A 26,495-nucleotide genomic window follows, 5' to 3' on the forward strand; every position below is an offset into this window, starting at 1 on the left:
GTCAGAACTGCAAAACTTTATGAGGAACAGAAGTTTTGGAAAAGAATGCAGCGTAAGGGAGTTGCGGGAAAGCAGGTTAAAAGCAGAAGTAGCTGCCTTTAGGCAGCTACTTTACTTTTTAATTTTTTGGTGAGCTCCTGTATCGAGCCTTTAAACTTGCTGTCGGTTTCCATCAGGTCGTTCACGGCCTGTACAGCATGTATAACCGTGCTGTGATCGCGGCCGCCAAAGTGGGCGCCAATAGATTTGAGCGAGTGTGTGGTGTATTCTTTAGCAAAATACATGGCTACCTGGCGGGCAACTACAAACTCACGCTTACGGCTCTTGCCTTTCATTTGCTCCGGCGTAATGCTGAAGAAAGCCGAAACGGTTTTCTGAATATAATCGATGTTTACTTCGGTATCTATCTCCTGCACGATGTTTTGCAGGGTAGATTTTGCCAGCTCCAGGTCAATGTTGCGGCGATTGAGTGAGGCATGTGCCAGCAGCGAAACCAGTACGCCCTCCAGCTCCCGCATGTTGGTATCTACACTGTTTGCCAGGTATTCCACCACATCGGTAGGAATAAAGATGCCATCGGCTTCCATCTTACGCTGAATGATGGCCATGCGGGTTTCCAGATCAGGCGCCTGTAAATCTGCGGTTAGGCCCCACTTAAAGCGGGAAAGCAGGCGCTCCTGCAGACCCTTCAGCTCCCGAGGGGGGCAGTCGGAGGTCATGATGATCTGTTTGCCACTCTGGTGCAGGTGGTTAAAGATATGGAAGAAGATCTCCTGTGTTTTTTCCTTACCGCTCAGGAACTGCACATCATCAATGATGAGCACATCTACCTGCAGGTAAAAGTTGCTGAAGCTCTGAACGTTGTTGCCTTTCAGGGCTTCTATAAACTGGTTGGTAAAGTTCTCGGAGGTAACATAGAGCACGAATTTATCATTAAGGCCGTGCTTGATTTCGTTACCAATGGCCTGCACCAGGTGCGTTTTGCCTAAGCCAACGCCACCATAGATCATCAGGGGATTAAAGGAGGTTGCGCCGGGGCGTTCTGCCACCGCCATGCCTGCAGAGCGGGCCAGGCGGTTACAGTCACCTTCAATGTAGGTGGTAAAGGTATAAGTAGGGTTCAGGTGCGATTTCTGCTGCACCTCATCTATGGCTCTTAAAGAAAACGGGCTTTTATAGTCACGGTCGTAGTTGGTGCCATTAGGCGTAACCGGCTGGCGCGACGATGCCTGCTTCATGGCCGGCAGGCTTACCGTTTTAGGCTGAAACTGCTCGTTGCCACGATCTACAATAACCGAATACTGCAGGCGGCCCTGCGGCCCCAGCTGCTGCATAATAGCCTGCTTGAGCAGGTGAACGTAATTCTCTTCCAGCCACTCATAAAAAAATTGGCTGGGTACCTGAATGGTAAGTACGTAATTATCCAGGCTCATGGGCACAATAGGTGCGAACCAGGTCTTAAAAGACTGCTCGCTTGTGTGCTCTCTGATGAGCTCAAGACAACTTGACCATACGGTATAGCAATTCTGATGCATTGGCCACTAAGGCTTTGGCTAATGGAAAAAACGGGTTTTAAAGTTACATAAGAATATCCAATATTCAAGAAGCCTTTTCGCTTCCTGTGAAAATTAGAATCCTACATTCCCCTGTGATCAGTTTGTTAGAACATGCTTCTCAGGAAAGTTCAACTCTGCTCAGTCGGAGCGTCTACCGGAACTACTTTCCAGCTAACACCGGTTGTACGGCCTGCGCTATCGAAGCGGTAGTCCATTCTGCCCAGGCGAATGCCCGACCAGCCAGCCTGGTTGATGAGCACTTCTTTGCCTGCAGGGTTTAGCACCCGTACCGGCTCATCTAAAAAGGTGTGGGTGTGGCCGCCAATGATCAGGTCTATGCCCTCTACCTGTTGGGCAAGGCGCACATCCGATATCTGGGGCACATCATACTCCAGCCCCAGGTGCGAGAGGCAAACAACCAGGTGGCAGCCCTGGGCGCGTAACTCCTGCACCATTTCACGGGCAACAGGCACAGGGTCCAGGTATATGGTTTGTCCCCGGCGCTTATCGGCAACAAGGCCTGCCAGCTTAATGCCAAGGCCAAAAACACCTACTTTTACTTTGCCCTTATTAAAGATTTTATAGGGTGCAAACTGGCCTTTTAGCATGGTGCGCGAAAAGTCATAGTTAGCACTGATGAACGGGAATGTAGCATGCGGCAGCTGCCGGGCTATGTTCTCCAGGCCGTTATCAAAATCGTGGTTGCCAAAGGTGGCTGCATCGTAGCGCATCTGGCTCATGAGCTTGTACTCCAGCTCCCCTTCATAAAAATTGAAGTAGGGTGTGCCCTGCCAGATATCGCCGGCATCGAGTAGCAGCACATGTTCCTCCTGCTGGCGGATTTGTTCAATCAGGGTGGCTCTTCTGGCCATACCGCCGGTGCCGCCCCACCTGCGCCCGTCGTTGGGGAAGGGCTCAATGCGGCTGTGCATATCGTTGGTGTGCAGTATGGTGAGCTTCTGTTCTTTGGCAGCCTCAGCTGCCAGGGGTCCCAGTGTAAGCAGGGCACCAGTACCAAGGGCTACATTTCTTATAAATTCTCTTCGCTGCATGCTGGCTGTTTTCTGGCAGAAAAAATCCGGGTCTAGTTAATTACTTCAATTCGTCCCTCCAGCCGGGCATCAATCTTTTGCCCGGCCTGCTGAAGCGCCTTTATTTTATCAATAATTGCCGTGCGCAGTAATACATCCGTAGCGTTTACTACCTCGGCATCTTTGAAAAACGTCATATTGTCGCCGCCACCGGCTAAATAATCAGAGGTGGCTACAGTATAGCTCTTCGACTCATCGAAGGGTTTGCCATCAATGGTAATGTTAACCGGCTTGCCATCCCGTACCTGCATTTTGCTGTTAGAGATGGCTACTATTTTTCTGGCTGCTGCAAACTCAAAAAGCTCCCTGGTTTGCGGGCCGCTAAGCCTTAACACCACCAATAAATTTTCAAATGGCATTACCTCGTACATATCACGTGTTCTGATGGGACCTTCGGGAATAGGCATGCGCAGGCCGCCAATGGTTACTACACCCATGTCTACCGGAATATTGCTTACCTTTTGGGCGGCTTCACGGTTAATGTCAGCCACAAAATTTCCCAGTGGAGATTCAACTTCGGCTTTTGTAAGCTCACGTGCGGCGTAGCCAATAATGCTGTCCAGGCGTTCTTCTAACTTTAGCTTATAGGGTTGTATGTAGCTTTCTACGGCCGGGTCTGCCGCTATAAGCGAATCTATCGAAATAAAGCTTGTGCTGCTCTCAGCGTGCTGTGGGGCTATTTTGGCGCTGCCACAGGCAATAAACAAATAGCTTAGGAACCAAAAGTTTAGCAGGTGCAGGTACCTTTTAAATTTACTTTCAGGAGTAGATCCGGGCATAAAATATGGTGCGGCTTTATAAACAAACGCAAATAAAGCTAACTTTACCCTAAAACCACCATCAATTTTTTCATGCAATTTCTCTTTTCAGATTTTAGTGCTGCCGATAAAGAACAGTGGAAGAAGCAGGTGCTTCAGGACCTGAAAGGAAAGTCATATGATAGTGTTCTATGGACACTTCCCGAAGGTTTTTCACTGGAACCTTACTATACAGCACAGGATATTAAAGATGGTGCTGCAGCTGGTATTAACCTGAACCCGCCGGTAACTGAGCCGGGCGCAGAAGCGCGCCAGTGGGTAAATATGCAGTACCTGCCCGTTAGTGAAAATGTAGCGGCTGCCAATGCGCTGGCCTTAGAGGCCCTGAATGGCGGGGCCGACGGCCTGCTGTTCGATTTACGGAAGCTAAAGGACTTACCCGATTTTCATGTGTTGCTGCGGGGTGTTCTCCTGGAGCATTGCACTGTGTCTTTTCAGGTAGAGGAGGTGGGCCATAAAGTGCTTGCCGCCTATTTGCAATACATTAGCCATATGGGATTAAGCCCGGGGCAGCTCCAGGGCTTTATTGCCTTCGATCCGCTGGGCTATTTATCCGAAACAGGCCTTATTGATAACGACCGGCTACGGGAATGGGCTCAGGCGGCTGAAACAACACTTCCATATCCTGCCCTTAAGGGCATAATGCTGGATAGCGGCAGTTACCACAATGCCGGCGCCCATGCCGTTCAGGAGGTAGCCTTCCTGCTTAGCCTTACGGCAGAATACATGCACCGCCTTACCGAGCTGGGGGTTAGTCCTGAACAGGCTTTCTCTAACCTTGGCTATTCTGTAGCACTGGGGGGGAGGTATTTTGTAGAAATTGCCAAGCTAAGAGCACTGCGTTACCTGGTTACCCAAATGGCTCATGCCTACGGCCTGGAAAACTTTAGCGATGCAGATGTGTATGTCCATGCCTATACTGGCAGGTGGTCTAAAACCCGCCTGGATGTACACAATAATATGCTGCGCAATACAACCGAAGCCATGAGCGGCATCCTGGGTGGCTGTAATGCCCTAACGGTAATGCCCCACAATGCGCTGGTAAACAAAACAGATTCTTTTTCGCTGCGCATGGCCCGTAACATTGGCACTATTTTGCGCGATGAGGCCTACTTTGGAAAAGTAAACGATCCTGTAGCGGGTGCTTATTATCCCGAAGTGCTTACCCAAAAGCTGATCAGCGAAAGCTGGAAGCTCTTTCTGCAGCTGGAAAAAGAAGGCGACTACACAAAGCTTGTGGAAAAAGGCAGGCTGCAGGAAATGATTAAAAGTGTACGCAAGCAGCGTTATGAAGATATTGCAAGCCGCCGCCAGCGTATTGTGGGGGCAAATGTATATGCCAATGTTGCCGATGAGCTCGAGCTGCCTAAGATAGCAGCAGGCGCAACCGCAAACAGTCTGCTGTTAAAGCAGCAGGGGCAGGCCGATGCTTTTGAAGCCCTGCGCCGCCGCACACAGGAGTTCCGCCGGCAGCAGGGCCGCTTGCCGGTTGCCTTGCTCCTGAAGTTTGGCGACCCGGCCATGAGCAGGGCCCGTGCCGGTTTTGCCGATGAGCTGCTGAAAGTGGCTGGCTTTAAAATTATTGAAACCTACCTGCAGGCCGGGGAGGCTGTGATAGACAAGCTGTCTGGCCTGCTGCCTGATGTGGTGGTGCTTTGCGCTGCCGACGAAGATTATAACCAGCAGGCTGTGTGGCTCACCGATCAGCTCAGGCAGGCTTTTGGCGGCGTGTTACTGGTGGCAGGAAATCCCGATCAGCTGGCGCCGGATGTTAAAAGAGGCGCCCTCGATGGATTTATCCACCTGAAGTCCAATGCGATTCAGGTCCTTACCGAAATTCAAGACAAGACTTTTTTTACGAATGAAGCCTGATTTCACCAAGCTTAATATAAAAGGCGGCTTTCGCAGCTCAGGTACACCAGGAAGCTCTGGCGCAGCCGGAGAGGAGCAGGCTTCGGTCTGGACCTCTGCCGAAGGTATCGGGATACCCGCTTTCCATGCGCCCGGAGCAGTAAAAAAGCTGGAGCACCTCCGCTTTGCCGCCGGTTTACCGCCCTACCTGCGCGGCCCTTACGCCAGCATGTATGTGAACAGGCCCTGGACCATCAGGCAGTATGCAGGCTTTAGCACCGCCGAAGAAAGTAATGCCTTTTACCGCCGCAACCTGGCTGCCGGCCAAAAAGGCCTAAGTGTGGCCTTCGATCTGGCCACCCACCGCGGCTACGACAGCGACCACCCCCGCGTAGAAGGCGATGTTGGTAAAGCCGGTGTTGCCATAGATTCTGTGCTGGACATGAAGATTCTTTTCGATGGTATTCCGCTCGACCAGATGTCGGTATCCATGACCATGAATGGTGCTGTAATCCCCATTATGGCCTTTTTTATTGTGGCGGCCGAGGAGCAGGGCGTAAAACCGGAGCAGCTAAGCGGTACCATCCAAAACGATATTCTCAAGGAGTTCATGGTGCGGAATACCTATATTTATCCGCCCGAACCAAGCATGCGCATCATTGCTGATATTTTCCGGTACACCTCGGAAAAAATGCCACGCTTTAACTCTATCTCCATCAGTGGCTACCACATGCAGGAGGCCGGTGCCACTGCAGACCTGGAGCTGGCTTACACCCTGGCCGATGGCCTGGAGTACCTGCGTACCGGCATAGCAGCGGGCATCCCGGTAGATAATTTTGCGCCACGCCTTAGCTTTTTCTGGGCCATTGGCATGAACCATTTTATGGAGATTGCCAAAATGCGCGCCGGGCGTATGCTGTGGGCTAAAATTGTAAAACAGTTCAGCCCTAAAAATCCAAAGAGCATGGCCCTGCGCACCCACTGCCAGACCAGCGGCTGGAGCTTAACCGAACAGGACCCTTTTAATAATGTGGTGCGAACCTGCGTTGAAGCCATGGCTGCAGCCTTTGGCGGCACCCAGAGCCTGCACACCAATGCCCTGGACGAAGCCATTGCGCTGCCCACCGATTTTAGTGCCCGTATAGCTCGTAACACGCAGCTCTACCTGCAGGACGAAACCGGCATCACCAAAGCCATAGACCCCTGGGCAGGCAGCCATTATATAGAAACACTTACCCATGAGCTAAGCCAGAAGGCCTGGGAACTGATTGAAGAGGTGGAAAAGCTGGGAGGCATGGCCAAAGCCATAGAAACCGGCCTGCCTAAAATGCGCATAGAAGAAGCTGCCGCCCGCAAGCAGGCCCGAATCGATGCCGGCCGCGATGTTATCGTGGGCATCAACAGGTACCAGACAGAAGAAAAATCAGATATAGAATTACTGGAGGTAGACAATGCCGCTGTGCGTGAATCGCAGCTGCGCCGCCTGCAGCAGTTGCGGGAAAACAGGAACGAACAGGAGGTGGAGGATGCCCTGGAAGCCCTTACCCGTAGTGCCGAAGATGGCAGCGGAAACCTGCTGGAGCTGGCTGTAAATGCTGCCAGGGCCCGAGCTACGCTAGGCGAAATATCAGATGCCATGGAAAAAGCGTTTGGCCGACACAAAGCGCCGGTACAATCTATCAGCGGCGTATACAGCAGCGAAGCAAAAGAAGATGCAGACTTTATTGCCGCAATAGCACTGGCCAACAGCTTTGCAGAGCTGGAGGGGCGCCGCCCCCGTATTATGATTGCTAAAATGGGCCAGGATGGTCACGACCGCGGTGCCAAGGTAATTGCCACCTCCTTTGCCGACCTGGGCTTCGATGTGGATATTGGTCCTCTTTTCCAGACGCCGGCAGAAGTGGCCCGGCAGGCCGCTGAGAATGATGTGCACCTGGTTGGCGCCAGCAGCCTTGCCGGCGGCCATAAAACCCTGGTGCCCCAGCTGATTGAGGAGCTCCGTAAGCTGGGGCGGGAAGATATTATGGTGGTGGCCGGAGGCGTAATTCCGGCCCGTGATTATGATTTTCTCTACCAGGCAGGTGTAGCCGAAATCTTTGGCCCGGGTACCATTATAGCGCAGGCTGCCCAAAAGGTGCTTAGGCGCTTAATGGAAGATGAAGCATAGTTTCTAGCAGACGCCACAGTACAAATATTCAGCACAGGCAGATAGCATAAGCTCAGGTGCCTGTGCTTTTTTGTAGCCGCTCCCGGGGCTGCCAGGTCTGCAAACCAAACTTTGTTGCCTGCAAACTGCTTTTATAGTAGAAAGTTTTTTTGCTATTGCCCCTTTCGAGAAATGAGAACCAGCTACCTGATACCTATATTCATCATACTCCTTTTTTCATGTAACCGCCGGCAAATTACCAGTGCCGATTTTAGAACAGAAAGGTATAAGGCCCGCAAGATCAACGTAATTAACATCAGCGATGAGGTTTTTTTCAAGCCACAGTCCGGTGATTTGATCATTGAAAGGGTAAGCCAGGATTTCAGGGAATTATTGTCTTACCTGGCAGCAAACCCTGATACAGAGGTGGAAATTCGGGTAAGTCATGTTTACAAATCACAGGAAAATTATGAAGAAGGGCTGCGAAAGAGCCAATATCTTAAGAATTTCTTTACCAATCAGGGGATATCAGAATCCCGCATAACCAACAGCACCTTCTTAGACAGGCGTAGTAAGTATCCCTATAACTCCGAATTCAGAAAAGTACTGCTAGTGGTTACCAACATATAGAGCTGCCAGGGCCGGGCTTCCTGTTTTAACATAGCCATTATGGAGCTGTGCGCTCTCCATTCAGCATAAATCCCTCTTTCAGGCAGGCACTCTGTCCTTTCAGAAGTATTTTTTTACCATTCATCCGCAAATTCTGTTAGTTCAAACAAAACTTGCAATAAGCCAATTCAATATCAGTATTCTACCTGCTACCTTTGCAAAACTTTAGGGTTCAACTAAAGCCACACTTCACACTCTTTTATTAACCATGCGTAAATTTTTTTTGCTGTTAGCTGCACTTTTGTGCGGTGCAGCAGTGGTTCAGGCCAGGCAGGTGCCTGTGGAAGATGCCCAGCTGGTAGCGCTTAATTACCTTATTGCCGCAAAGCCGGGGGCGAACCTGCGTTCGGCGGCCTCTCTTCAGTTAGCCTATCAGGAGGTTTCAAAAGCCTCTGGTGCAAATGCTCGTGTTGCGCCGCTCACTTACTTCTATGTATTTAATGTAGGAGAAAACGGAGGCATGATTTTAGTGTCTGGAGATGATAAGGTAACTCCCATCCTGGGGTATACCGATAGCGGAAGTTACGATCCGGACCGCATGCCGCCACATTTCATGAAGTGGCTGGAGTACTACAAAAACCAGATACGTTATGCCATTGAAAGCCTGCCCCAGAATACTGCCCTGGAGCAGGAGTGGGACGGACTTCTGAAAGGAGAAGTAGCCCGCAGTAAAACAGCTACTGCAACAGCCTCTGTAAATGGTGTAAATCCGCTAATTGCCACCAAATGGGATCAGTCTCCATTCTATAACCAGTTGTGCCCTGTTGATAGTGATGCACAGCAACAAACTGTAACAGGCTGTGTGGCCACTGCCATGGCACAGATCATGCGCTACTGGCAATATCCTGCCAAAGGCAGTGGATTTCACTCCTACAACCACGAGCGCTATGGCACCCTTAGCGCCAATTTCAGCAACACCACCTACGACTGGGCAAATATGCCCCTGGAGCTAACAGGCAATAACACGGCTGTGGCTACCCTTATGCAGCACATTGGGATTAGTGTAGACATGAATTACGATATTGCCGAGCGCGGTGGCAGCGGTGCCTATGTGGTTTCGGATGCAAGCCCGGTGCAGCATTGTTCTGAATATGCTCTGAAGACTTATTTCGGCTATAAAGATGTTAAAGGTGTGCTGCGTGCTAACTATACCGAAAGTGCCTGGATTAACCTTCTGAAGCAGCAGCTGGATGCTGGTAAGCCAATTTTGTACGCCGGCTTTGGCAGTGGCGGCGGCCATGCCTTTGTTTGCGATGGTTATAACGACAGCAACCTGTTCCATATGAACTGGGGCTGGGGTGGCTACGCCGATGGCTACTTTGCCATCAACGCACTTGACCCTGCAGGTGTAGGAACCGGTGGCGGCACCGGAGGTTTCAACAGCGGCCACCAGGCAGTGATTGATATTGAAGCTCCTGATGCACCTGTGCAAACCACCGAGCTGCAGCTGTACGACAATGTAACCCTCAGTGCTTCTAAAATCTATTACACCCAGGAGTTTTCCCTTCACACAGACATCATCAACAAAGGAACCGCTACTTTCAATGGTGAATACGCAGCTGCCGCCTTTGATGCCGAAGGCAATTTTGTGGAGTTTATCGAGACCTTCAGCGATATTGAGCTGCCGGCAAATTATCACTACACCGAGGGCGTAACCTTCTCTACCGAAGGCATGGCGAGCCTGCTGCCGGGCAACTACACCCTGGCAGTGTTTTACAAGCCTGTTAATGGAGAGTGGCAGCAGCTTAGCGGCGGTTCTTACACCAGTGTGGCCAGCCTGGAAGTGGTCTATCCTAACGATATAGAGCTGGGCTCTAACTTCACGATCAACAATGGCGACGACCTCTACAGCGGGGGGCAGGTAAATGTAAATTTTGCACTGAAAAACGATGCTACTACGGCTTTTAGCGGAGTAGTTGATGTAAGCCTTTTTAACCTGGATGGCAGCTTTGCCTATACCATTGAAGAAAAACAGAATGTTAAGATTTGTGCCGGTTGTAAAAGCGCCAGCCTTACTTTCAGCAACAGCACTGTAGAAGTGGAGCCCGGAACCTACCTGGTGGCTGTACTTTTTCATGCCGATAACAGCACTCAGTGGGATATTGTAGGTTCTTCCTACTTTACCAACCCGGCAAAAGTGATTGTTAAAACAGCGCCACTGGCAGGCGATGCTTACGAAAACAACGATGAGCCGGATGTGGCTTACCTCCTGCCTGTTACCTATTCCGATACCGAGCGCAAGGTTGCTACCAACGGCTCCAACATTCACATCGGCACCGATTACGATTTTTATAAGTTTGGCATTCCTGACGATGGCAGGTACCAGATGAACCTCCGTGTACACGATGGCTACAGCAGCAACGATGGCAATGAGTACAGCAACGATGTGTTATTCTCCTACTCAACAGATGGAGAAAACTGGTCGGATGTTTATGATGATGTAATGCCCGAAGGCATTGAACTGGAGGGAGGAGAAACGCTCTATGTGTTTGTTGCCTCGTACTTTCAGGGCGAAACCGGCTCTTACAGCCTTGAGGCTGCTGTACGCCGTACCAGGCCAAACGGCATAGAGGATGATCAGATGCCCGAACTGGTAGAGGTGTACCCCAACCCCACCAACGGGCAGTTAAGCATCACGGCCCGCCGCTCGTTCGATTCCCTGGAGGTGTTAAACCTTTCGGGGCAGGTGCTGAAGCAGTTTGGTAAGGAAGCAACCCAGCTGGATTTAACAGGCCTGCCTGCCGGAATGTACCTGGTGCGGGCACGTGCTGGAGCCGATCTGCAGATTAAAAAAGTAATAAAACAATGAGAGTAAGCCTGCCCTTTCTGCTGATTGCAGTAACTATATTTTGTGCTGCCTGTAAAAATAAAATGATGACAGACCAGAACAATACACCGGAAACCAGACCTGTTTTTACGCCAGGCCCTCCGGCTATAGTATATAAAACACGAGCAGATTATACTGATAAAGTTGCTGTTACCCTGAATGAAGATAAAACAGCAGTAGTAGCTTACCCGCATCCTTCAGATATAAACCGGGCAGCTGGTTTGCCCCTGCCGGCCAGACTGGAGCAGGGCTACCTGCTCGATAACCAGGGTATTAATGCACAGGTAGCTTTTACCAGCTACACCATGCAGGAGTATGCTGCTTTACCGCAGGCCCCCACGCCGGCAGAGCTTTGGGCGAAGATTATCGATAAGGACCCGCTGGTGTATATGTGTAACTGCGGCAACCGCAGGCAGTACAACAGTGTTGAAACAGCCATGAACCAGTTTATCGGCCAGGGCCTTAGTACCTGTAAACCGGTAGCCGGAAATAAGCCTGCAGATAATTAAACTGCACCCACACCTACAGAAAGCCCTGCCCCTGTGCAGGGCTTTTTTTTGTCCGTTCATAACCATTTGGGCTCTGTAACGGTTAATAGAGAACAATTTTTTGTACTACCAAAGCATAGAGCCTTTGTTTTCCAATAGCCGTAGTAGCCGTCTTAACAGCTTTTTTGTAAACCTCGCCAGCATTTACCGTTTTGTGGGGCGCACCTTTCGTAATGCCGTGCTCCCACCTTACGAAACCAAAGAAATTCTTCGCCAGTCTTACCAGATTGGCGTAAGAACGTTTGCCCTGGTAGGGTTTACCGCTTTTATTGCCGGCATAGTTTTTACCCGGCAGAGCCGCCCCTCACTGCAGGAGTTTGGTGCCGAATCATGGCTGCCATCCCTGGTATCTATTGCCATTGTGCGTTCACTGGGTCCACTCATTACAGGTCTTATCTGCGCGGGCAGGGTGGGGTCCAGCATTGGAGCCGAACTAAGCTCCATGAAGGTAACCGAGCAGATCGATGCCATGGAGGTATCGGGCACAAAGCCTTTTCATTACCTGGTGGTAAGCCGTGTTACAGCTGCTGCTGTTATGGTGCCTATACTGGTAATTTATGCCGATGTTATTGCCCTGCTGGGGTCTTTTGTAGCCACTAACTATTTCTCCCAAACTTCTTTTGCCCTTTACTGGACACAGGCCCTGTCGTCGCTCACCCTGCTGGATGTAATCTCCAGCGTAGGCAAAGGCGTATTGTATGGGCTGGCCATTGGGCTGGTAAGCTGTTACACCGGCTACAATTCCGGTGGCGGAACAGTAGGTGTGGGTAAAGCAGCCAATACAGCAGTGGTTACCTCTATGTTTATGATTTTTATTTTAGACCTTTTATCGCTTCAAATCATTGAATTCTTCCGTGGAACATAAAGAAACCGGCAGGGAAGAGGTTATCCACATCAGGGGACTCCACAAATCTTTTGAGGAGCTCACCATTCTGCGTGGTATAGACCTTTCGCTGTACCGGGGAGAAAACCTGGTGGTACTGGGGCGTTCCGGTACGGGTAAGTCGGTGCTCATTAAATGCATTGCGGGCCTCATTACCCCCGATGCCGGCACGGTGGAAGTGCTGGGAAAGAATGTGCCGGATCTGGGGCCCGATGAGCTCAATGTGCTGCGCCGGCAGGTTGGGTTCTCTTTTCAGATGAGTGCACTCTACGACTCCATGACCATACGTGAAAACCTGGAGTTTCCGCTAAAGCGCAATCTTAAGATCCACGATACTAAAGTACTTGATGAAAAGGTAATGAGTGCTTTGGCTGATGTGGGGCTGGAGCGTACGGCCAACCAGTTTCCGGCAGAGCTTTCCGGTGGTCAGAAAAAGCGTATTGGCATAGCCCGTACCCTTATCCTTCAGCCGGAAATAATGTTGTATGATGAGCCAACCTCCGGCCTTGACCCTATTACATCTGAAGAAATAAACGAACTCATGGTAGAGGTACAACGTAAATATGGTACCTCTTCCATCATTATTACCCACGATATAACCTGTGCCAAAACCACGGCCGACAGGGTTATTTTTTTACACGAAGGCGAGGTTGGGTATGACGGGCCTTTTGAGAGCTTGTATACTACCAAAAACCCGCTGCTGAGCACTTTTATGCAATATTTCAATTTAAAAGAACATGAGCGAGCAAGATAATAGACGCAATGCCCGGTTGGGCTTTTTTGTACTGATTGGAGTAATTGTGTTTCTAATAGGTATTTTCTTTATCGGAAGTGCCCGTAACCTGTTTAGCTCTAATATTACCCTGTATGTTCTCTTTAATAACGTTAGCGGCTTACAAAGGGGAAATAACATTTGGTTAAGCGGTGTTAAAATAGGCACAGTAAGCGATGTTGATATCGCTACAGACTCCCTGGTGCTGGTAAGCCTGAAGGTTCGCGAAAGGGACCAGAAGTTTATCAATAAAGATGCCAAGGCTTATTTAAGCAGCGAAGGTCTGGTAGGAAACTCCATTATTGTTATTGAACCGGGCCAGATGCGCATTCCGGTAGAAGATGGCGATACCATTGGCACCAAATACACCACCAGTACAGAAGATATCATCAACCTGGCGCAATCGGCAGGAGAGCAGCTGATAGAGGTGGCAGGCAACCTGGGCGAAGTTACCCAGCAGTTGCTGGATGGTAACGGTACTATTGGTATGTTACTTTCAGATACCACTGTTGCTGATGATTTCAGATCTACACTCACCAACCTGGAGGCCACCAGCCAGCGCACCCGCAGTTTAAGTAACGAAGTGGGGCGTATGGTAAACAGGCTGCAGAACAACGAGGATGGGCCTGTCTACACCCTCATGAACGATACCACTTTTGCAGATACCTACAGCACGGCCCTTTCTAATATAGAGGAAACCACTGCCAATGCAGCACAGGTAACACAGGAGCTGCAGCGCCTGTCTGAGCAGCTGCAGCGAGAAGATAATGCCGTTGGTGTACTCCTGAAAGACCCTGAGTTTGCCCGCGACCTGCAGCGCACCATGGATAATGCCGCAGCCGCCAGCCGAAAGCTGGACGAGAACATGGAGGCCCTGCAAAGCAACATTCTTTTCAGGGGCTTCTTCCGCAGAAGAGCGCGTGAAGCCGAACGTGCCCGCAAGGATTCTCTCGAACAGGTAAACCAGCGGTAAGCATAAGCCCGCGCAGTAATTGGTATTCTGCCGCAGTCTCAGGGCTATGGTAAACCTGCACCTGCAGTATACTTCCTGTTTTACAGGGTAATAGCTCTTGTATGCACTAGCAGGAGGCTGTTCAATAATTCGTATATTTTCCCATTAGCACATTAAACAATTAACTGCTATCTTTGCGCCAGATTATGGTTCTGGCCGGGCATTCGCCCTTAGCCGGATTAAAAGGGAATCCCGTGTAAATCGGGAGCTGTCCCCGCAACTGTAAGCGTTATATAAACCTGTTGCCAAACCACAGGCCACTGTTCCGGAATAATCAGGAATGGGAAGGCAGAGCAGCAGGAACGCAAGTCAGGAGACCTGCCAAATCTAAACTTCAAGGCTTTCGGGTGAAAGGCTGAGAAAATGCTCTGATGCTTTTTCGCGTCCCTGCCTTTCTCATGTTCTTACAGCCGCAGGCTTTGCATTAAATCATGGTATTTAATCTGGCTGTTGCGTGAAACTTAAGCTGCTTACCTGTTACTGCCTGCTGCTGCTGCTGCTCTGCTGCACCCCTTTTCTTGCCCTGGCGCAGGTAGAGGCAGACTCTCTGTTGCCGGCCGTAGAGATTACCGGCCTGCTGCACCAGCCTTTCACAGCAGGGGTAAAACGGCAGCAGCTCGATTCGCTAAGCCTGCAGCTGCAGCGGGGGCAGTCGCTTGCCGGCCTGCTGCAGGAGCGCAGCCCCCTTTACCTGCGCGAATATGGCCCCGGTCAGCTTACCACCGTAAGTTTCAGGGGTACCAGCAGCAGCCACACTGCCGTGCTGTGGAACGGCCTCAACATTAACAGTCCTACCCTTGGGCAAACAGATTTCTCCCAGATCCCGGTTTTTGCCATAGAAAATGTGCAGGTGCAATATGGCAGCAGCAGTGCGCTCTATGGCTCCGATGCTCTGGGTGGCAGCATTCAGCTGCAAACAAAGCCGCAGCAGTGGCGGCAGGGCTGGGGTGCAAGGCTGAGGCAGGAGGCTGGCAGCTTTGGCTCCTACTTTACAGGGCTGGGGGGCAACTGGGCAAACCGGCAATGGCAAACAGATGTGCGCCTCTACCGCCGCTCTGCCGAAAATGATTTTCCCTACACCAATACTTTAAAACGCTCACAGCCACGCGAGCGTAACGTGCACAGTGCTTTCTGGCAGCAGGGCGGGGTAGCCCAGGTGGGCTTTAAGCCAGCCCCGGAGCACGAGCTGTGGCTGCAGGGCTGGTGGCAGGAGGGATGGAGGCAGGTGCAGCCACCTATTGGCAGCAGTAGCGGCTCCGACGAGCAGCAGGATAAGGCCCTGCGCCTAAACCTGCAGTACCGCCGTGTGCTGCCGCTGGGCGAGTGGCAGCTGCAGAGCGGCTGGATCGACGAGGAGATGATCCACAACGGCTCCGGCTTCAGGGCCCGGCAGTTTATAGCCAAAACCGACTGGGAAACAGCGCTTACCCCTGAGCTGCTCCTGCAGGTGGGAGGGCAGTGGAACCGGCGCCAGGCAACCAACGAAAATTATAAAAGAGAAGAAGACCGCCTGGAGGCATTTACCCGCCTGCGCTGGCAGCCTTTTGATGCCTGGGTAAGCAGCCTGAACTTAAGGCAAATTGTAACCGACCAGCTGTGGGGGCCTTTATCGCCCTCCTTAGGTACAGAGATAAGGCTGTTGCCCAGACTTAAAATAAAAGCTTCGGGAGGCAGGCATTACCGGGTGCCCACCCTTAACGACCGTTTCTGGCCCTGGTTTGGCCAGCCCAACCTAAAGCCTGAAATAGGCTGGAACACTGAGGCAGGGCTGGTAACAGAAGGCCTGAATATGTTTGGCGGAAAACTCAGGGCAGATGTTAATGCCTACTGGCTCTGGATTGATGACTGGATCATGTGGCGGCCTACAGTTGCTGCAGGACCAGATGGAGAACCAGTCTCAGGCTGGGGACCTAAGAACCTGCGCAGCGTGTTCAGCCGCGGTTATGAAACAAGCTTAAACTGGAAGCATAACATACTGGAAATCGGAGGTAATGCTAGCTACACCCGCTCTGAAAATAGGGTGGCCCTTAATGAATACGACCGCACTGTAGGCCAGCAGCTGCCTTTTGTGCCACTCTGGAAAGCCAATGGCTGGATAAGGGCAGCAAAAAGCGGCTGGATGGGCGAGCTTAACGGGCAGTACACCGGCCGCAGGTACACCACAGGCGTAGAAGACAAAGTAACAAGCCTGCCTCACTACTACCTGCTGAACCTAAGCGCAGGTAAAACCTGGCAGCTGCAAAACCACAGGCTGGGCCTGCTGCTGCAGGTACGCAACCTGCTCGATCATCAGTATCAGAATTACGAAAACCGGGCCATGCCTGGCAGAAGCTATAACCTAACACTAAACTATATTTTTAATTAATAGAATGATGAACAAGTTGAACAACCTATGGCTGATATGCTTCAGCTGCCTTGCTTTTGTATTTGCGGCCTGCGATGACGATGCTCCCGAGGCTCCTGCGCAAATTGATGGCATGATCCTGGTGAACCAGGGTAACCTTTCTCAGGGCAACGGTACCATAGACCTGTATGATCCTGAAACCAGTGTAATGCAGCAGGGAGCCTATAGGGCTGTTAATGGTGTAGGAGTAGAAGGAATTATTGAAAGTGTGACCACGGAAGGTGAAGACATGTTGATAATGGTAAATCAGTTTAGTGGCCCGGGTAAAGTAATTTTTGCCGATGCTGCTTCGCTGGAAAATGAGCATGAATATAGCAGTGCTGCGAACCTGTACTCTCCGCGTTATGCAGCTTATACCAATGATAGGGCGTTCGTTTCTGTTTGGGGTCCTTATGAGCCAGATTATTCTCTGCTAAATAGTAGTGTGGCCGTGTTTAACCGCAGTTCTCATGAGCTGGAAAAAAACATACCTGTGCCTTCAGGTCCGGAGGGTGTGCTTGTGGATGGAACAAATCTGTGGGTAGCAAACTCTTTTACAGATTCCATAACCATTATTAACACCGGTACCCTGGCGGTAGCCCGAAAGTTTAAAGCAGTTAGCGGTACATCCAAAATTATGGAAGCACCCAATGGAAGGATATGGACACTGGCTGGTGATACCATATCACGCTACAACCCTTCTACTTTTGCACTGGAAAGCAAGGTGAAGTTACCTGGAAGTGCTACCAAATGGCAGTTTGTAGGCAACACCCTCTACTTCCTTACCCAGTCTTACAGTCCCGATTATTCTACCACTTACAATAAGCTTTACAAACTGGATATTAGCCAGGAGGCCGGACAGCCACAGCAGGTATTGGAAATGGACGATGCCAGGCTGTTCTGGGTAAATCCCATCACCAGCGAAATTTACCTGGGTGTGGCTGCCGGTGCAGATCCGGGCACGCTGCTTAGGCTAAGTGCAGATGGTACAGAGCTGGATCGTGAACCGGCCGGCGTATTTCCACACCAGTTTCTGGCCCGTTAGTAGATCTATGTAAAGTATAATCTTCAGGAGCAGCGTTCTTTTTCGCTGCTCCTGCTGTTTATAGAGAAGTTTGTGCTGTTTAAATGCTGCTGAATTCGCTACGGTCGGTTCAGCATTCATGGTGTGAAGTGTACATTAGGGGCATATATTTATAATTATCTAATAAAATAAATCTATTCCGTACTAGAAAGCTTTTCTTTTTGCAGAATCAGCCGTATGATTGGCTATCATCACGATCTTCCTGTATTTCGTAAATAAATTAGATACCGTTTCTTGTTAATTATTTATAAGTGCTGCTCGGAAAGTCTTGCAGTCTCCTATGCCCCGGAGCTTTATCAGGATTTACATTGAGCAGCCATTCAGTAAATAGAGGAGTATAGGCCAGTTTCAGCCCATATGTTTGTTGCTATACAGGTTTTCTTCTTTATTCTGCCTTACTGTATATGTATAAAAGCTGTTAAATGACCGAAAAAGCCATACGAGTATTCTTTGTAGAGGATAAACAGCAACATTACAGCACGGTGCTGGCTGAGCTGGGTAAGGCCGGCCTGACTATAGACCTGCTGCCACTGCAAGATAGAAATGGTTTTATGAAGGAGGTACAAACGCTACTTCCGGATGTTGTGCTGATCTGTTATCAGGAGGAGGGTTTCGCAGGTGCTGACTGCCTGAATCTGCACAAAAAGCTTGCGCCGCAGGTACCCGCTATCATAATAGCCCCTGCCATGGGAGAAGAGTGGGTGATAGATATGATGCGTGGCGGCGCCTGTGATATTGTACTGCAGCATAAACTTTATAAGTTGCCCGAAGCAGTTAGCAGAGCCCTTGCCGACGCCTCGTTCAAATACCAGCAACAGCAGAGGGAGCAATCGCTGCAATTAAGCCAACTGCACTTACAGGATATTCTTCGCATGACTCCGGTTGGGGTATTTCGTTGCGACAGTCAAAAGAACTGCTTTTATGTAAACGAAAGGTTCTGTGAATTAACAGGACTGAAACCCGAAGAGGCCTTTGGTACAGGCTGGACCAGTGCACTGCACCCCGAAGACAAAGACTTTGTCTTGCGGCAGTGGTATGATAAAAAAGAGGTAGTAGAGGAGACTAAGGCTGTTTACAGGTATCAGAAGCCGGGCACAGGTGAAACAATATGGGTACTGGGGCAAAGTAAGTCTGAACTAGATAGCCAGGGAAGGGTTATTGGCTATCTTGGCTCTGTTACAAACATCACGCGCCTAAAACTGGTGGAAGATACCCTGAAGGAGAAAAACGAATATTTGACCAAGGTAAATAAGGAGCTGGATAATTTCGTTTACAGTGCCTCCCATAACATACGGGCTCCCTTAACCTCGCTAATGGGGCTTATAAACCTGCTAAAGCTGGAGTCGGGCAGGCCACATGAGTTGTATAAGATATGTGGCATGATGGAAAACAGCCTGCACCGCCTGGATGGCTTTATCAGGGATATCTTAGATCATTCCCGCAACGCCAGGCTGTTTTTGCAGTTTGTTGAAGTAGACATTTATGCACTTATTTACGGAGTGCTGGAGGAGTTTAGCCTGCTAGAAGATTTTAAGCAGATCGATGTAAATGTAAATGTGCACCAGGAATCGCCCCTGTATACAGATCCGGCTCGTTTGCGCATAGTTTTTCGTAACCTGCTGTCTAATGCCATACGTTACCAGAACAAAGTACTACCGCCGCAAATTGTCATTACCGGTCGTATAACGGTACAGGAAGCTGTATTTCAGGTTTGTGATAACGGAATAGGGATCAGGCAGGAGCATCATGCGCGGGTGTTCGATATGTTTTACAGGGCAGATGAACACAGGAGTGGCTCTGGCCTGGGCTTGTACATTACCCGCGAGGTAGTAGATAAAATGGGTGGTAAAATTGAGCTTAGCTCGCAACCAGCCAAAGGTACAGTTGTTAAAATTGTGCTGCCAAACGAGCAGGCACATAAGGCAACTGACTACTACCATGCAGAAACAAAAACAACAGCAGGCTGGCTGCCGGACTAGGAAAAGCAAGGCTCCCGCACCTTACTGGCTGTCCTCGGTACTTTCAAATTCAGTTACGATCAGCTGATTATTATCGAGCTCGTACACGATCCGTTTTACAGTTTTATCCTGCACTGCGGTATCAAAATTAACAGTTCTGAATTCCCTGACGATTTGCCCCGTTTGTGGGTAAAAAATATCACCACCTTCATAATCAGCTCCCAGCTGCTCACTTAGCGGTTGCATATCTATGGTTTCAAACGCAGAATTTCTGCCAAGCTCGTGCAGGCGCATTTGCCCGGTTTTGCGCTGGTTCTGGCTGCGGGTAACAATGCCTATTTCTGGCAGGCTGTCCCGGTCAAAATCATTGATCCAGGTTTGTACTACAGAGCCCTGCTGGTGCATCGAAAAGGAGGTGTAATTGCCGTTGGCACTGTCGGCCAGTAATATGCTGTAGCTGCCAATGCTGTCGGAGCCCCAGCTCATCACCAGAAAATAGAGGCTGTCGCCCCACTGGTGTATTTTTTTGTACCTGATGTAATCGTTCAGGTTCAGGCGGGTATCCTGGGTGGTTTGTTCGGGAAATTCCTGGTCAAGGCTTGGTTTCTCCTTTGGCTTTTCTTCCTGGCAGGAGCTTACAATTGCACATATCGATAAACATAAAAATAGTGTCGCAAAAAAATGACGTACCATAGTTGCCTGGCAAAATTCGTTGGTCAGTAGGTTTATTGCTGATACGCTTTAGGCGCATCAGGAGTTATTAACGTTAGTATCGGAGCTGAAATTACCCTTAAAAACAGAAAATAAGAAGCGTGCTGCACCAACAGCGCCGCTGCTTCCGGCCATTACCTCCTGCTCCAGCTGCTTTCTGTGCTGTGCCACAGCAGGATGGCTGTAAAAATGCTGCTTCAGCATATCTTCTATGGCTGTGTGCATCCAGCTAAGGTTTTGCTCCCGCCTCCGTTGTTCAAAAAATCCTTTTAGCCGGGTGTGCTCCCGGTACTGGCAAATCATTTGCCACACTGCCTCCAGCCCTTCATTGGCTTGTGCGGAGCAGGTAAGTACTTTGGGAATCCAGCCGCTTTGGGTAGGAGGAAACAGGTGGAGTGCATTTCTGTAGGCTGCCTGTGCCTGTTTGGCAGGCATTTTATTATCGCCATCGGCCTTGGTGATTGCCAGGCCATCGGCCATTTCCATAATGCCTTTTTTGATGCCCTGCAGCTCATCGCCGGCTCCTGCCAGCATAAGCAGCAGGAAGAAATCTACCATGTTGCGAACAGCAGTTTCGCTCTGGCCTACACCAACGGTTTCTATAAAGACTACTTCAAAACCGGCTGCCTCGCAAAGCAGCATGGCCTCGCGGGTACGGGCAGCAACGCCGCCCAGGGCAGTGCCGGCTGCTGAGGGGCGTATGTAGGCCAGTGGGTTGTGCGAGAGCTGTTCCATGCGGGTTTTATCGCCCAGAATGCTGCCCCCGCTGCGCTGGCTGCTGGGGTCTATGGCCAGCACCGCCAGTTTTTTGCCAAGTCCGGTCAGGTAGGAGCCAAAGCTTTCGATAAAAGTGCTTTTTCCAACACCCGGTACTCCTGTAATGCCAATGCGGATAGATTTGCCGCTATGGGGTAAAACAGCATCCATCACCTCCCGTGCCAGCTCCTGGTCTGCAGGCAGGCTGCTTTCTACCAGGGTTATGGCACGGCTTAGCACCATGCGGTCGCCGGCCAGCACACCTTCTATATAAGCCTGGAGAGATAAACGGGATCGGCGCTTGCTGTTCATTAGCCTAAAACTAGTTATATAGGGGCACAATCACAACGCATTGGCTTTGCACCCCTAATTTCAGTGCTTACCTTAGCCCCATGAAATGGAACTACAGCACAGGCAGAATAAGCCTGTTACTCCCGCTTATCTTATCCTTAGTACTTACCCACTGGTCCTGCAGACCAGAGCGTTCAGAAAAAGAAACTTCTGAATTAAGCAACAGTACTGCTGCCTGGCACCGCACCCAGACCGAATATGCTCAAACATTTGAGCTGGAGTATGGCGATGGTTATAAACTGATTCATGTAAAGCAGCCCTACCCTGGCGCCACCAGGCCTTACACCTATTTGCTCTTGCCCCATGGCCAGCCGCAGCCCGATTCCATCATGGCCGATGCGGTGGTAAGAGTGCCTGTGCAGCGCATCATCAGCCTTAGCACCACCCATTTGCCCGCCCTGGATATGTTGGGCGAAAGTGATAAGCTAACAGGCTTTGCGCAGGCAGGCTTTATCTCCAGCCCTGCTCAACGCAGCCGCCTGGAGCAGGGCGCACTTACCGATATTGGCAGCACACAGGGCTTAAATCCAGAGCAGATCCTCTCCCTGCAGCCCGACCTCATCATGGCCTATGGCATGGGGCCAGACGATGGCACCCTGCAGGTACTGGACAGGACAGGCGTACCGGTGCTCCTCAATGCAGATTTTCTGGAGACCAGCCCCCTGGGGCGTGCCGAGTGGATAAAATTTACCGGAGCCCTGCTGAACAAAGAAAGAGAAGCTGATTCTGTTTTTCAGCAAATCGTGCATCGCTACGACTCCCTCAAATCTTTAACCCAGAATGTTGCACAGCGCCCGGAAGTATTCAGTGGCATTGTGTATGGTGATATCTGGTATGTGCCTGGCGGTAAGAGCTGGGCAGCTCAATTTCTGGCCGATGCCGGCGCCAGTTATCTCTGGAGCGATACCGAAGCAAGCGGCAGTGTGCCCCTAAGCTTTGAGCAGGTGTTTGCCAAAGCCCATGATGCCCCCTACTGGATCAATACCGCCGATTTTAGTTCATTACAGGCGCTTACGGCAGCCGATGAGCGCTATAAACGTTTCAGGGCCTGGCAGCAGGAGCAGGTTTACACCTACACCAATAAGATTAACAACACCGGTGGTAACGAATACCTGGAGCTGGGCTATGCCCGCCCAGATATGGTACTGGCCGATCTGATCAAGATTCTGCACCCGGAGCTAATGGAGGGGCATGAGCTGTATTTTTATAAAAGGTTACCCCTGACTCAGCAGTAAGAGCTTATATACAGAAGGGGGCAGTAAGTAAATACTTTATTAATTAAGAGCGATTCTTTGACTGCTTTTGCCCTCTGCCTGCTATTCGCTAATTTGCCGGCTGATGCAAGAAGCTTCTCAACCACTTTTATGGATGCCCAAAGGCTGGGGCTGGCGCCTGCTGCTGCTGGTGCTGGTACTGGCGCTGCTGTTTGTGGTAGACCTAAGTCTTGGTGCCGTTGCTATTCCTTATGGATCCATTCTTGAAATTCTTACAGGTACGCCAGCCGAAAACAAGGTCTGGGAGCAGATCCTGTGGGAGTTTCGCCTGCCCAAAGCCTTAACAGCACTGGCGGCAGGCAGTGCACTGGCTGTATCGGGCCTGCAGATGCAAACGCTTTTTCGTAACCCGCTGGCAGGTCCTTTTGTACTGGGCATTAGTTCCGGTGCAAGCCTGGGGGTTGCTGTTTTGCTGATGGCTGGCAGCATTGGCTGGCTTATTGTGCCGGAGTGGATTCCCTGGCTTACTGCCGGGGCAGCAGCCCTAGGTGCTGCAGGAGTACTGGTGCTTATTTTTCTGGCAGCCCTGCGCCTGCAGGATAGCATGGCCCTGCTCATCCTGGGTCTGATGGTGGGTAGCCTGGCCGGAGCCGTAGTAAGTGTGCTGCAGTTTTACAGTGGTGCCGAAAAAGTGCAGGCCTATATGATCTGGACCTTCGGGAGCCTGGGTGGTGTAACCTGGCCCGAGCTGCAGGTAGTGCTACCGGTGGTAGTGGTAGGGCTGGTGCTGGCCCAGGCACTGGCCAAGCCCCTGAATGCCCTGCTGCTGGGAGAGCGCTATGCCAGCAGTGTAGGTGTATCTATGGGCAAAGTGCGCCCCCTCATTCTGATAAGCACAAGCCTGCTGGCGGGCAGTATCACAGCTTTTTGCGGTCCTATTGCTTTTGTAGGTTTGGCAGTACCCCACCTGTGCAGGTTGCTGTTTCATATTTCCGATCATCGTTTATTGTTGCCCGTGGTTATGCTGGGAGGCGCTATTTTACTGTTGCTTTGCGATATTCTGGCTAATATTCTGGCAGCAGGTGGAGCCCTGCCGCTCAATGCCATTACTACGCTGTTTGGCGCGCCGGTGGTGTTGTGGCTTATCCTAAGGCAGCGGGCAATTGGTAAAATGTTTTAAGATGAAAGCAGTACTGCAGGCCCATAACCTTAGCATTGGCTACCGCTACCGCCAGGAAACCCTGGTGCGGGCCAATATTGAGCTGATGCTGGAGCCGGGCCGGCTCGTTTGCCTGATGGGACCGAACGGGGCCGGAAAGTCTACCCTGCTGCGTACCCTGGCGGGGGTACAGCTGCCACTGGCGGGAGAGCTGCTGCTGCAGGGCACCCCCATCGAAAAGCTTTCGCAGCAGGAAAAAGCAAAGGCTATCAGCCTGGTGCTCACCGATCCGGTACATTCTGCAAACCTGCGGGTGCTGGAGGTGGTGCAGCTGGGGCGTTACCCCCATACGGGCTGGTTTGGTGGTATGGGCGAGGCAGACCGTAAAGCAGTGGAACAAGCCCTGGATAGCACCGAAACCCGCCACCTGGCCGATCGCAAGCTGTATACCCTAAGCGATGGCCAGCGGCAGAAGGTGCTCATTGCCCGCGCACTGGCACAGGGAGGGCAGCTGCTCCTGCTCGATGAACCCACCGCCCACCTCGACCTGGTACACCGCATCCAGATCATGCACCTGTTAAGGCAGGTGGCACAGGAGCAGCAAAAGGCCGTGGTGGTGGCTACCCACGAGCTTGATTTGGCCCTGCAGACCGCCGATCGCCTGCTGCTCATGCCCCACAATGCCCATGATCCCCTGGCCGAAGGCTTGCCTGAAGACCTGGTGCTGAATGGATCACTTGAGAAAGCCTTCGGCAGGCCACCATTTATGTTCGATATGCAGACAGGCCGCTTTTACCAGCCACTACCGCACAAAGCCAGTGTATATTTAAATGGTGCAGAGCCAGCCCGTTACTGGACAGAACAGGTGCTGCGCCGCCATGGTATTTTTACTATAACCGATGCGGGGGCAGCTAATTCCGCAGCAGCGGCTGGCGCAGCAACGGCTGCCACAGCAACGGCTGGCGCAGCCACCATAGAAGTGCAGCAAAATGCTGTAGGCTGGATGTGGCATTACCAGCAGGGGGTATTTGAACAGCAATTCTTTTCCCTGGCCGGTCTGCTGAGGGAGCTAAGCAAGCGGTATTAATCTAAATGTCTGCAGCCAGACAATCCGCAGCATACTTATTTCCGTATATTGGGGCGCATGAAACACGTGGTCATCATTGGAAATGGCATTGCAGGCATTACGGCAGCGCGGCACATCCGCAAAGGCAGTGATTTCCGCATTACCGTTATTTCCGGCGAAAGCGACCATTTTTACTCCCGTACTGCCCTGATGTACCTCTACATGGGGCAAATGGAATATAAGAACCTCAAGCCTTATGAGGATTGGTTCTGGCCCAAAAACAGGATTGAGCTGGTAACGGACTGGGTGGAAAAGGTGGATGTGGCACAAAAGCAGCTAGTGCTTCGCCAGGGAGAGCCACTTTCCTATGATGAGCTTATTATTGCTGCCGGATCACGCTGGCGAAAGGGGGGCTGGCCGGGCGAAGGTGCCAAAGGGGTACACGGCCTCTACAGCCTGCAGGACCTGGAGGCCATAGAAGCATCAACTGCTGGAATTGAAAGGGGAGTAATAGTTGGTGGTGGCCTTATTGGCGTGGAACTGGCAGAAATGCTGCACAGTCGAGGTATACCGGTAAGCCTGCTGGTGCGGGAAAAGGGCTACTGGGCAAGCGTTCTACCTCCTGAAGAAGCCAGGCTGGTTGGAGATCATTTACGGCAGCACCACATCGAGCTTCGCTTCAGCACCAGCCTGAAAGAAGTGGAGCAGGATGCAGCAGGCAGGGTGCAGGCAGTTGTCACCAGTGCAGAAGAGAGAATCTCCTGCCAGTTTCTGGGTATCACCATTGGCGTAGAGCCTAATATTGATTTTCTGAAAGGGAGCGGCATTGAGACAGACAGAGGTGTGCTGGTAGATGAATATTTCAGGACCAGCGTTAGTGGAGTATATGCCATAGGCGACTGTGCTCAGTACCGCAAGCCTCCCATCGGCCGAAAGGCTGTAGAGCAGGTCTGGTATACCGGGCGTGAACATGGGCTGCTGGTGGCACAAACCATTTGCGGCAAGCCGGCAGCATACAAGCCCGGACCCTGGTTTAATTCAGCTAAGTTTTTTGAGGTGGAGTACCAGGTATATGGCGATGTGCCCAGTAGGCTGCCGGAAGGGTGGGAGTGGTTTTACTGGCAGCATCCGCAAAAACATCAGGCGCTAAGGCTGGTGTGGGAAAAGGAAAGCGGCAAGTTCAGGGGAGTAAATCTCCTGGGTATCCGTTACCGGCAGGAGGTGTGCGAGCAATGGATTATCAGCGGCACTAAAATAGAGGAGGTAGTGGGGCAGCTGCACAGGGCTAACTTTGATCCCGAATTTCATAGCAGGCATGAGGGGGAGATCAGGAACGCTTTTTCCACACAAACCGGCAGAACCATCAAAGAGCAGAAGAAAAAGTGGTGGGTGTTTGGGGCCTGATTTAATATTATAGACAATAGACCGCAGCGGCGGACCGTAATAGACAATAGACAATAGACAATAGACAATAGACAATAGACAATAGATTTAGAATTAATTGCAGTGGTAGCTTGTTCTGAAGCAACCAGGTGTAGGGGGGAGGAGCATCAGGATTTGCCTTATAGCCTCAACACTTTCAGGATCTGTAACAGTTGATTTATACCCTGTGGAGAGGGTTTGCCTGTGCAAGGCAGAGA

Annotated in this window: 20 protein-coding genes and 1 riboswitch; of the genes, 15 read left to right on the forward strand and 5 right to left on the reverse strand. The window is 51.0% G+C overall.

The window, feature by feature from the left end:
* Nucleotides 1-98: 98 nt before the first annotated feature.
* The 3 genes from dnaA to KWJ01_RS23615 all read right to left on the reverse strand — a co-directional run bounded on the left by dnaA (nt 99) and on the right by KWJ01_RS23615 (nt 3,426).
* The gene (gene dnaA, locus KWJ01_RS23605) at nt 99-1,535 is read right to left on the reverse strand and encodes a chromosomal replication initiator protein DnaA (RefSeq protein WP_224999591.1); all 1,437 of its coding nucleotides are present in this window, start codon (nt 1,533-1,535) and stop codon (nt 99-101) included.
* Nucleotides 1,536-1,684: 149 nt separating this feature from the next.
* Nucleotides 1,685-2,608, reverse strand: a complete 924-nt coding sequence (locus tag KWJ01_RS23610; RefSeq protein ID WP_224999592.1) for a bifunctional UDP-sugar hydrolase/5'-nucleotidase — start codon at nt 2,606-2,608, stop codon at nt 1,685-1,687.
* A 32-nt stretch (nt 2,609-2,640) separates the two neighbouring features.
* Nucleotides 2,641-3,426 carry a 5'-nucleotidase C-terminal domain-containing protein gene (locus KWJ01_RS23615; RefSeq protein WP_224999593.1) on the reverse strand — a complete coding sequence of 262 codons (786 nt, stop codon included), beginning with the start codon at nt 3,424-3,426 and terminating at the stop codon, nt 2,641-2,643.
* A gap of 72 nt (nt 3,427-3,498) precedes the next feature.
* On the opposite strand from KWJ01_RS23615, the gene KWJ01_RS23620 reads away from it, so the two are divergent.
* The 11 genes from KWJ01_RS23620 (at nt 3,499) to KWJ01_RS23670 (ending at nt 19,619) form a co-directional block, all read left to right on the forward strand.
* Nucleotides 3,499-5,337, forward strand: coding sequence for a methylmalonyl-CoA mutase family protein (locus KWJ01_RS23620; RefSeq protein WP_224999594.1), 1,839 nt, complete (start codon nt 3,499-3,501; stop codon nt 5,335-5,337).
* Nucleotides 5,327-7,483 (forward strand): methylmalonyl-CoA mutase, encoded by a 2,157-nt coding sequence (scpA, locus tag KWJ01_RS23625; RefSeq protein ID WP_224999595.1) that lies wholly within the window; start codon nt 5,327-5,329, stop codon nt 7,481-7,483. The genes KWJ01_RS23620 and scpA overlap by 11 nt, the downstream gene beginning before the upstream one ends.
* A gap of 171 nt (nt 7,484-7,654) precedes the next feature.
* Nucleotides 7,655-8,092, forward strand: coding sequence for a hypothetical protein (locus tag KWJ01_RS23630; RefSeq protein WP_224999596.1), 438 nt, complete (start codon nt 7,655-7,657; stop codon nt 8,090-8,092).
* Nucleotides 8,093-8,339: 247 nt separating this feature from the next.
* Nucleotides 8,340-10,940 carry a thiol protease/hemagglutinin PrtT gene (locus KWJ01_RS23635; protein ID WP_224999597.1) on the forward strand — a complete coding sequence of 867 codons (2,601 nt, stop codon included), beginning with the start codon at nt 8,340-8,342 and terminating at the stop codon, nt 10,938-10,940.
* On the forward strand, nt 10,937-11,467 hold the full coding sequence (locus tag KWJ01_RS23640; RefSeq protein WP_224999598.1) for a hypothetical protein: 531 nt from the start codon (nt 10,937-10,939) through the stop codon (nt 11,465-11,467). Before KWJ01_RS23635 ends, KWJ01_RS23640 begins: the two co-directional genes overlap by 4 nt.
* A gap of 100 nt (nt 11,468-11,567) precedes the next feature.
* Complete coding sequence (locus KWJ01_RS23645) at nt 11,568-12,371, forward strand: ABC transporter permease (RefSeq protein WP_224999599.1); 804 nt, start codon at nt 11,568-11,570, stop codon at nt 12,369-12,371.
* The gene (locus KWJ01_RS23650) at nt 12,361-13,143 is read left to right on the forward strand and encodes an ATP-binding cassette domain-containing protein (RefSeq protein WP_224999600.1); all 783 of its coding nucleotides are present in this window, start codon (nt 12,361-12,363) and stop codon (nt 13,141-13,143) included. The genes KWJ01_RS23645 and KWJ01_RS23650 overlap by 11 nt, the downstream gene beginning before the upstream one ends.
* Nucleotides 13,127-14,134 (forward strand): MlaD family protein, encoded by a 1,008-nt coding sequence (locus KWJ01_RS23655; RefSeq protein ID WP_224999601.1) that lies wholly within the window; start codon nt 13,127-13,129, stop codon nt 14,132-14,134. Before KWJ01_RS23650 ends, KWJ01_RS23655 begins: the two co-directional genes overlap by 17 nt.
* A 169-nt stretch (nt 14,135-14,303) precedes the next feature.
* A riboswitch (cobalamin riboswitch) is annotated at nt 14,304-14,514 on the forward strand.
* Between the two features lie 113 nt (nt 14,515-14,627).
* Complete coding sequence (locus tag KWJ01_RS23660) at nt 14,628-16,538, forward strand: TonB-dependent receptor domain-containing protein (RefSeq protein ID WP_224999602.1); 1,911 nt, start codon at nt 14,628-14,630, stop codon at nt 16,536-16,538.
* 4 nt (nt 16,539-16,542) lie between these two features.
* A complete protein-coding gene (locus tag KWJ01_RS23665) occupies nt 16,543-17,601 on the forward strand; it encodes a DUF5074 domain-containing protein (protein WP_224999603.1) in 1,059 nt (352 codons plus the stop codon).
* Between the two features lie 461 nt (nt 17,602-18,062).
* On the forward strand, nt 18,063-19,619 hold the full coding sequence (locus KWJ01_RS23670) for a PAS domain-containing sensor histidine kinase (RefSeq protein WP_224999604.1): 1,557 nt from the start codon (nt 18,063-18,065) through the stop codon (nt 19,617-19,619).
* A 21-nt stretch (nt 19,620-19,640) separates the two neighbouring features.
* Here the strand turns inward: KWJ01_RS23670 and KWJ01_RS23675 are convergent, their stop codons facing one another.
* A complete protein-coding gene (locus tag KWJ01_RS23675; protein WP_224999605.1) occupies nt 19,641-20,291 on the reverse strand; it encodes a PliI family lysozyme inhibitor of I-type lysozyme in 651 nt (216 codons plus the stop codon).
* A gap of 57 nt (nt 20,292-20,348) precedes the next feature.
* Nucleotides 20,349-21,377, reverse strand: a complete 1,029-nt coding sequence (meaB, locus tag KWJ01_RS23680) for a methylmalonyl Co-A mutase-associated GTPase MeaB (protein WP_224999606.1) — start codon at nt 21,375-21,377, stop codon at nt 20,349-20,351.
* An 80-nt stretch (nt 21,378-21,457) separates the two neighbouring features.
* Between meaB and KWJ01_RS23685 the strand changes: the two genes are divergently transcribed.
* From KWJ01_RS23685 to KWJ01_RS23700, 4 genes are all read left to right on the forward strand, one after another.
* Entirely contained in the window at nt 21,458-22,651 is a 1,194-nt protein-coding gene (locus KWJ01_RS23685; protein WP_224999607.1) for an ABC transporter substrate-binding protein, read from the forward strand.
* A gap of 103 nt (nt 22,652-22,754) precedes the next feature.
* Nucleotides 22,755-23,810: an iron ABC transporter permease gene (locus KWJ01_RS23690; RefSeq protein ID WP_224999608.1), complete on the forward strand. Its 1,056-nt coding sequence runs from the start codon at nt 22,755-22,757 to the stop codon at nt 23,808-23,810.
* Between the two features lies 1 nt (nt 23,811).
* Nucleotides 23,812-24,876, forward strand: a complete 1,065-nt coding sequence (locus KWJ01_RS23695) for an ABC transporter ATP-binding protein (protein ID WP_224999609.1) — start codon at nt 23,812-23,814, stop codon at nt 24,874-24,876.
* Nucleotides 24,877-24,933: 57 nt separating this feature from the next.
* A complete protein-coding gene (locus tag KWJ01_RS23700) occupies nt 24,934-26,259 on the forward strand; it encodes an NAD(P)/FAD-dependent oxidoreductase (RefSeq protein ID WP_224999610.1) in 1,326 nt (441 codons plus the stop codon).
* Nucleotides 26,260-26,495 lie beyond the last annotated feature (236 nt).

The organism is Cesiribacter sp. SM1 (assembly GCF_020178975.1).
GTDB lineage: Bacteria > Bacteroidota > Bacteroidia > Cytophagales > Cyclobacteriaceae > Cesiribacter.

What these genes read in the sequence shown, in the direction of transcription:
- KWJ01_RS23635 (WP_224999597.1), top strand. Translation starts at nt 8,340, where the DNA reads ATGCGTAAATTTTTTTTGCTGTTAGCTGCACTTTTGTGCGGTGCAGCA.
- KWJ01_RS23670 (WP_224999604.1), top strand. Translation starts at nt 18,063, where the DNA reads ATGACCGAAAAAGCCATACGAGTATTCTTTGTAGAGGATAAACAGCAA.
- KWJ01_RS23695 (WP_224999609.1), top strand. Translation starts at nt 23,812, where the DNA reads ATGAAAGCAGTACTGCAGGCCCATAACCTTAGCATTGGCTACCGCTAC.
- KWJ01_RS23640 (WP_224999598.1), top strand. Translation starts at nt 10,937, where the DNA reads ATGAGAGTAAGCCTGCCCTTTCTGCTGATTGCAGTAACTATATTTTGT.
- dnaA (WP_224999591.1), bottom strand. Translation starts at nt 1,535, where the DNA reads ATGCATCAGAATTGCTATACCGTATGGTCAAGTTGTCTTGAGCTCATC.
- KWJ01_RS23665 (WP_224999603.1), top strand. Translation starts at nt 16,543, where the DNA reads ATGATGAACAAGTTGAACAACCTATGGCTGATATGCTTCAGCTGCCTT.
- KWJ01_RS23620 (WP_224999594.1), top strand. Translation starts at nt 3,499, where the DNA reads ATGCAATTTCTCTTTTCAGATTTTAGTGCTGCCGATAAAGAACAGTGG.
- KWJ01_RS23630 (WP_224999596.1), top strand. Translation starts at nt 7,655, where the DNA reads ATGAGAACCAGCTACCTGATACCTATATTCATCATACTCCTTTTTTCA.
- KWJ01_RS23610 (WP_224999592.1), bottom strand. Translation starts at nt 2,608, where the DNA reads ATGCAGCGAAGAGAATTTATAAGAAATGTAGCCCTTGGTACTGGTGCC.
- KWJ01_RS23615 (WP_224999593.1), bottom strand. Translation starts at nt 3,426, where the DNA reads ATGCCCGGATCTACTCCTGAAAGTAAATTTAAAAGGTACCTGCACCTG.
- KWJ01_RS23690 (WP_224999608.1), top strand. Translation starts at nt 22,755, where the DNA reads ATGCAAGAAGCTTCTCAACCACTTTTATGGATGCCCAAAGGCTGGGGC.
- scpA (WP_224999595.1), top strand. Translation starts at nt 5,327, where the DNA reads ATGAAGCCTGATTTCACCAAGCTTAATATAAAAGGCGGCTTTCGCAGC.
- KWJ01_RS23675 (WP_224999605.1), bottom strand. Translation starts at nt 20,291, where the DNA reads ATGGTACGTCATTTTTTTGCGACACTATTTTTATGTTTATCGATATGT.
- meaB (WP_224999606.1), bottom strand. Translation starts at nt 21,377, where the DNA reads ATGAACAGCAAGCGCCGATCCCGTTTATCTCTCCAGGCTTATATAGAA.
- KWJ01_RS23655 (WP_224999601.1), top strand. Translation starts at nt 13,127, where the DNA reads ATGAGCGAGCAAGATAATAGACGCAATGCCCGGTTGGGCTTTTTTGTA.
- KWJ01_RS23700 (WP_224999610.1), top strand. Translation starts at nt 24,934, where the DNA reads ATGAAACACGTGGTCATCATTGGAAATGGCATTGCAGGCATTACGGCA.
- KWJ01_RS23685 (WP_224999607.1), top strand. Translation starts at nt 21,458, where the DNA reads ATGAAATGGAACTACAGCACAGGCAGAATAAGCCTGTTACTCCCGCTT.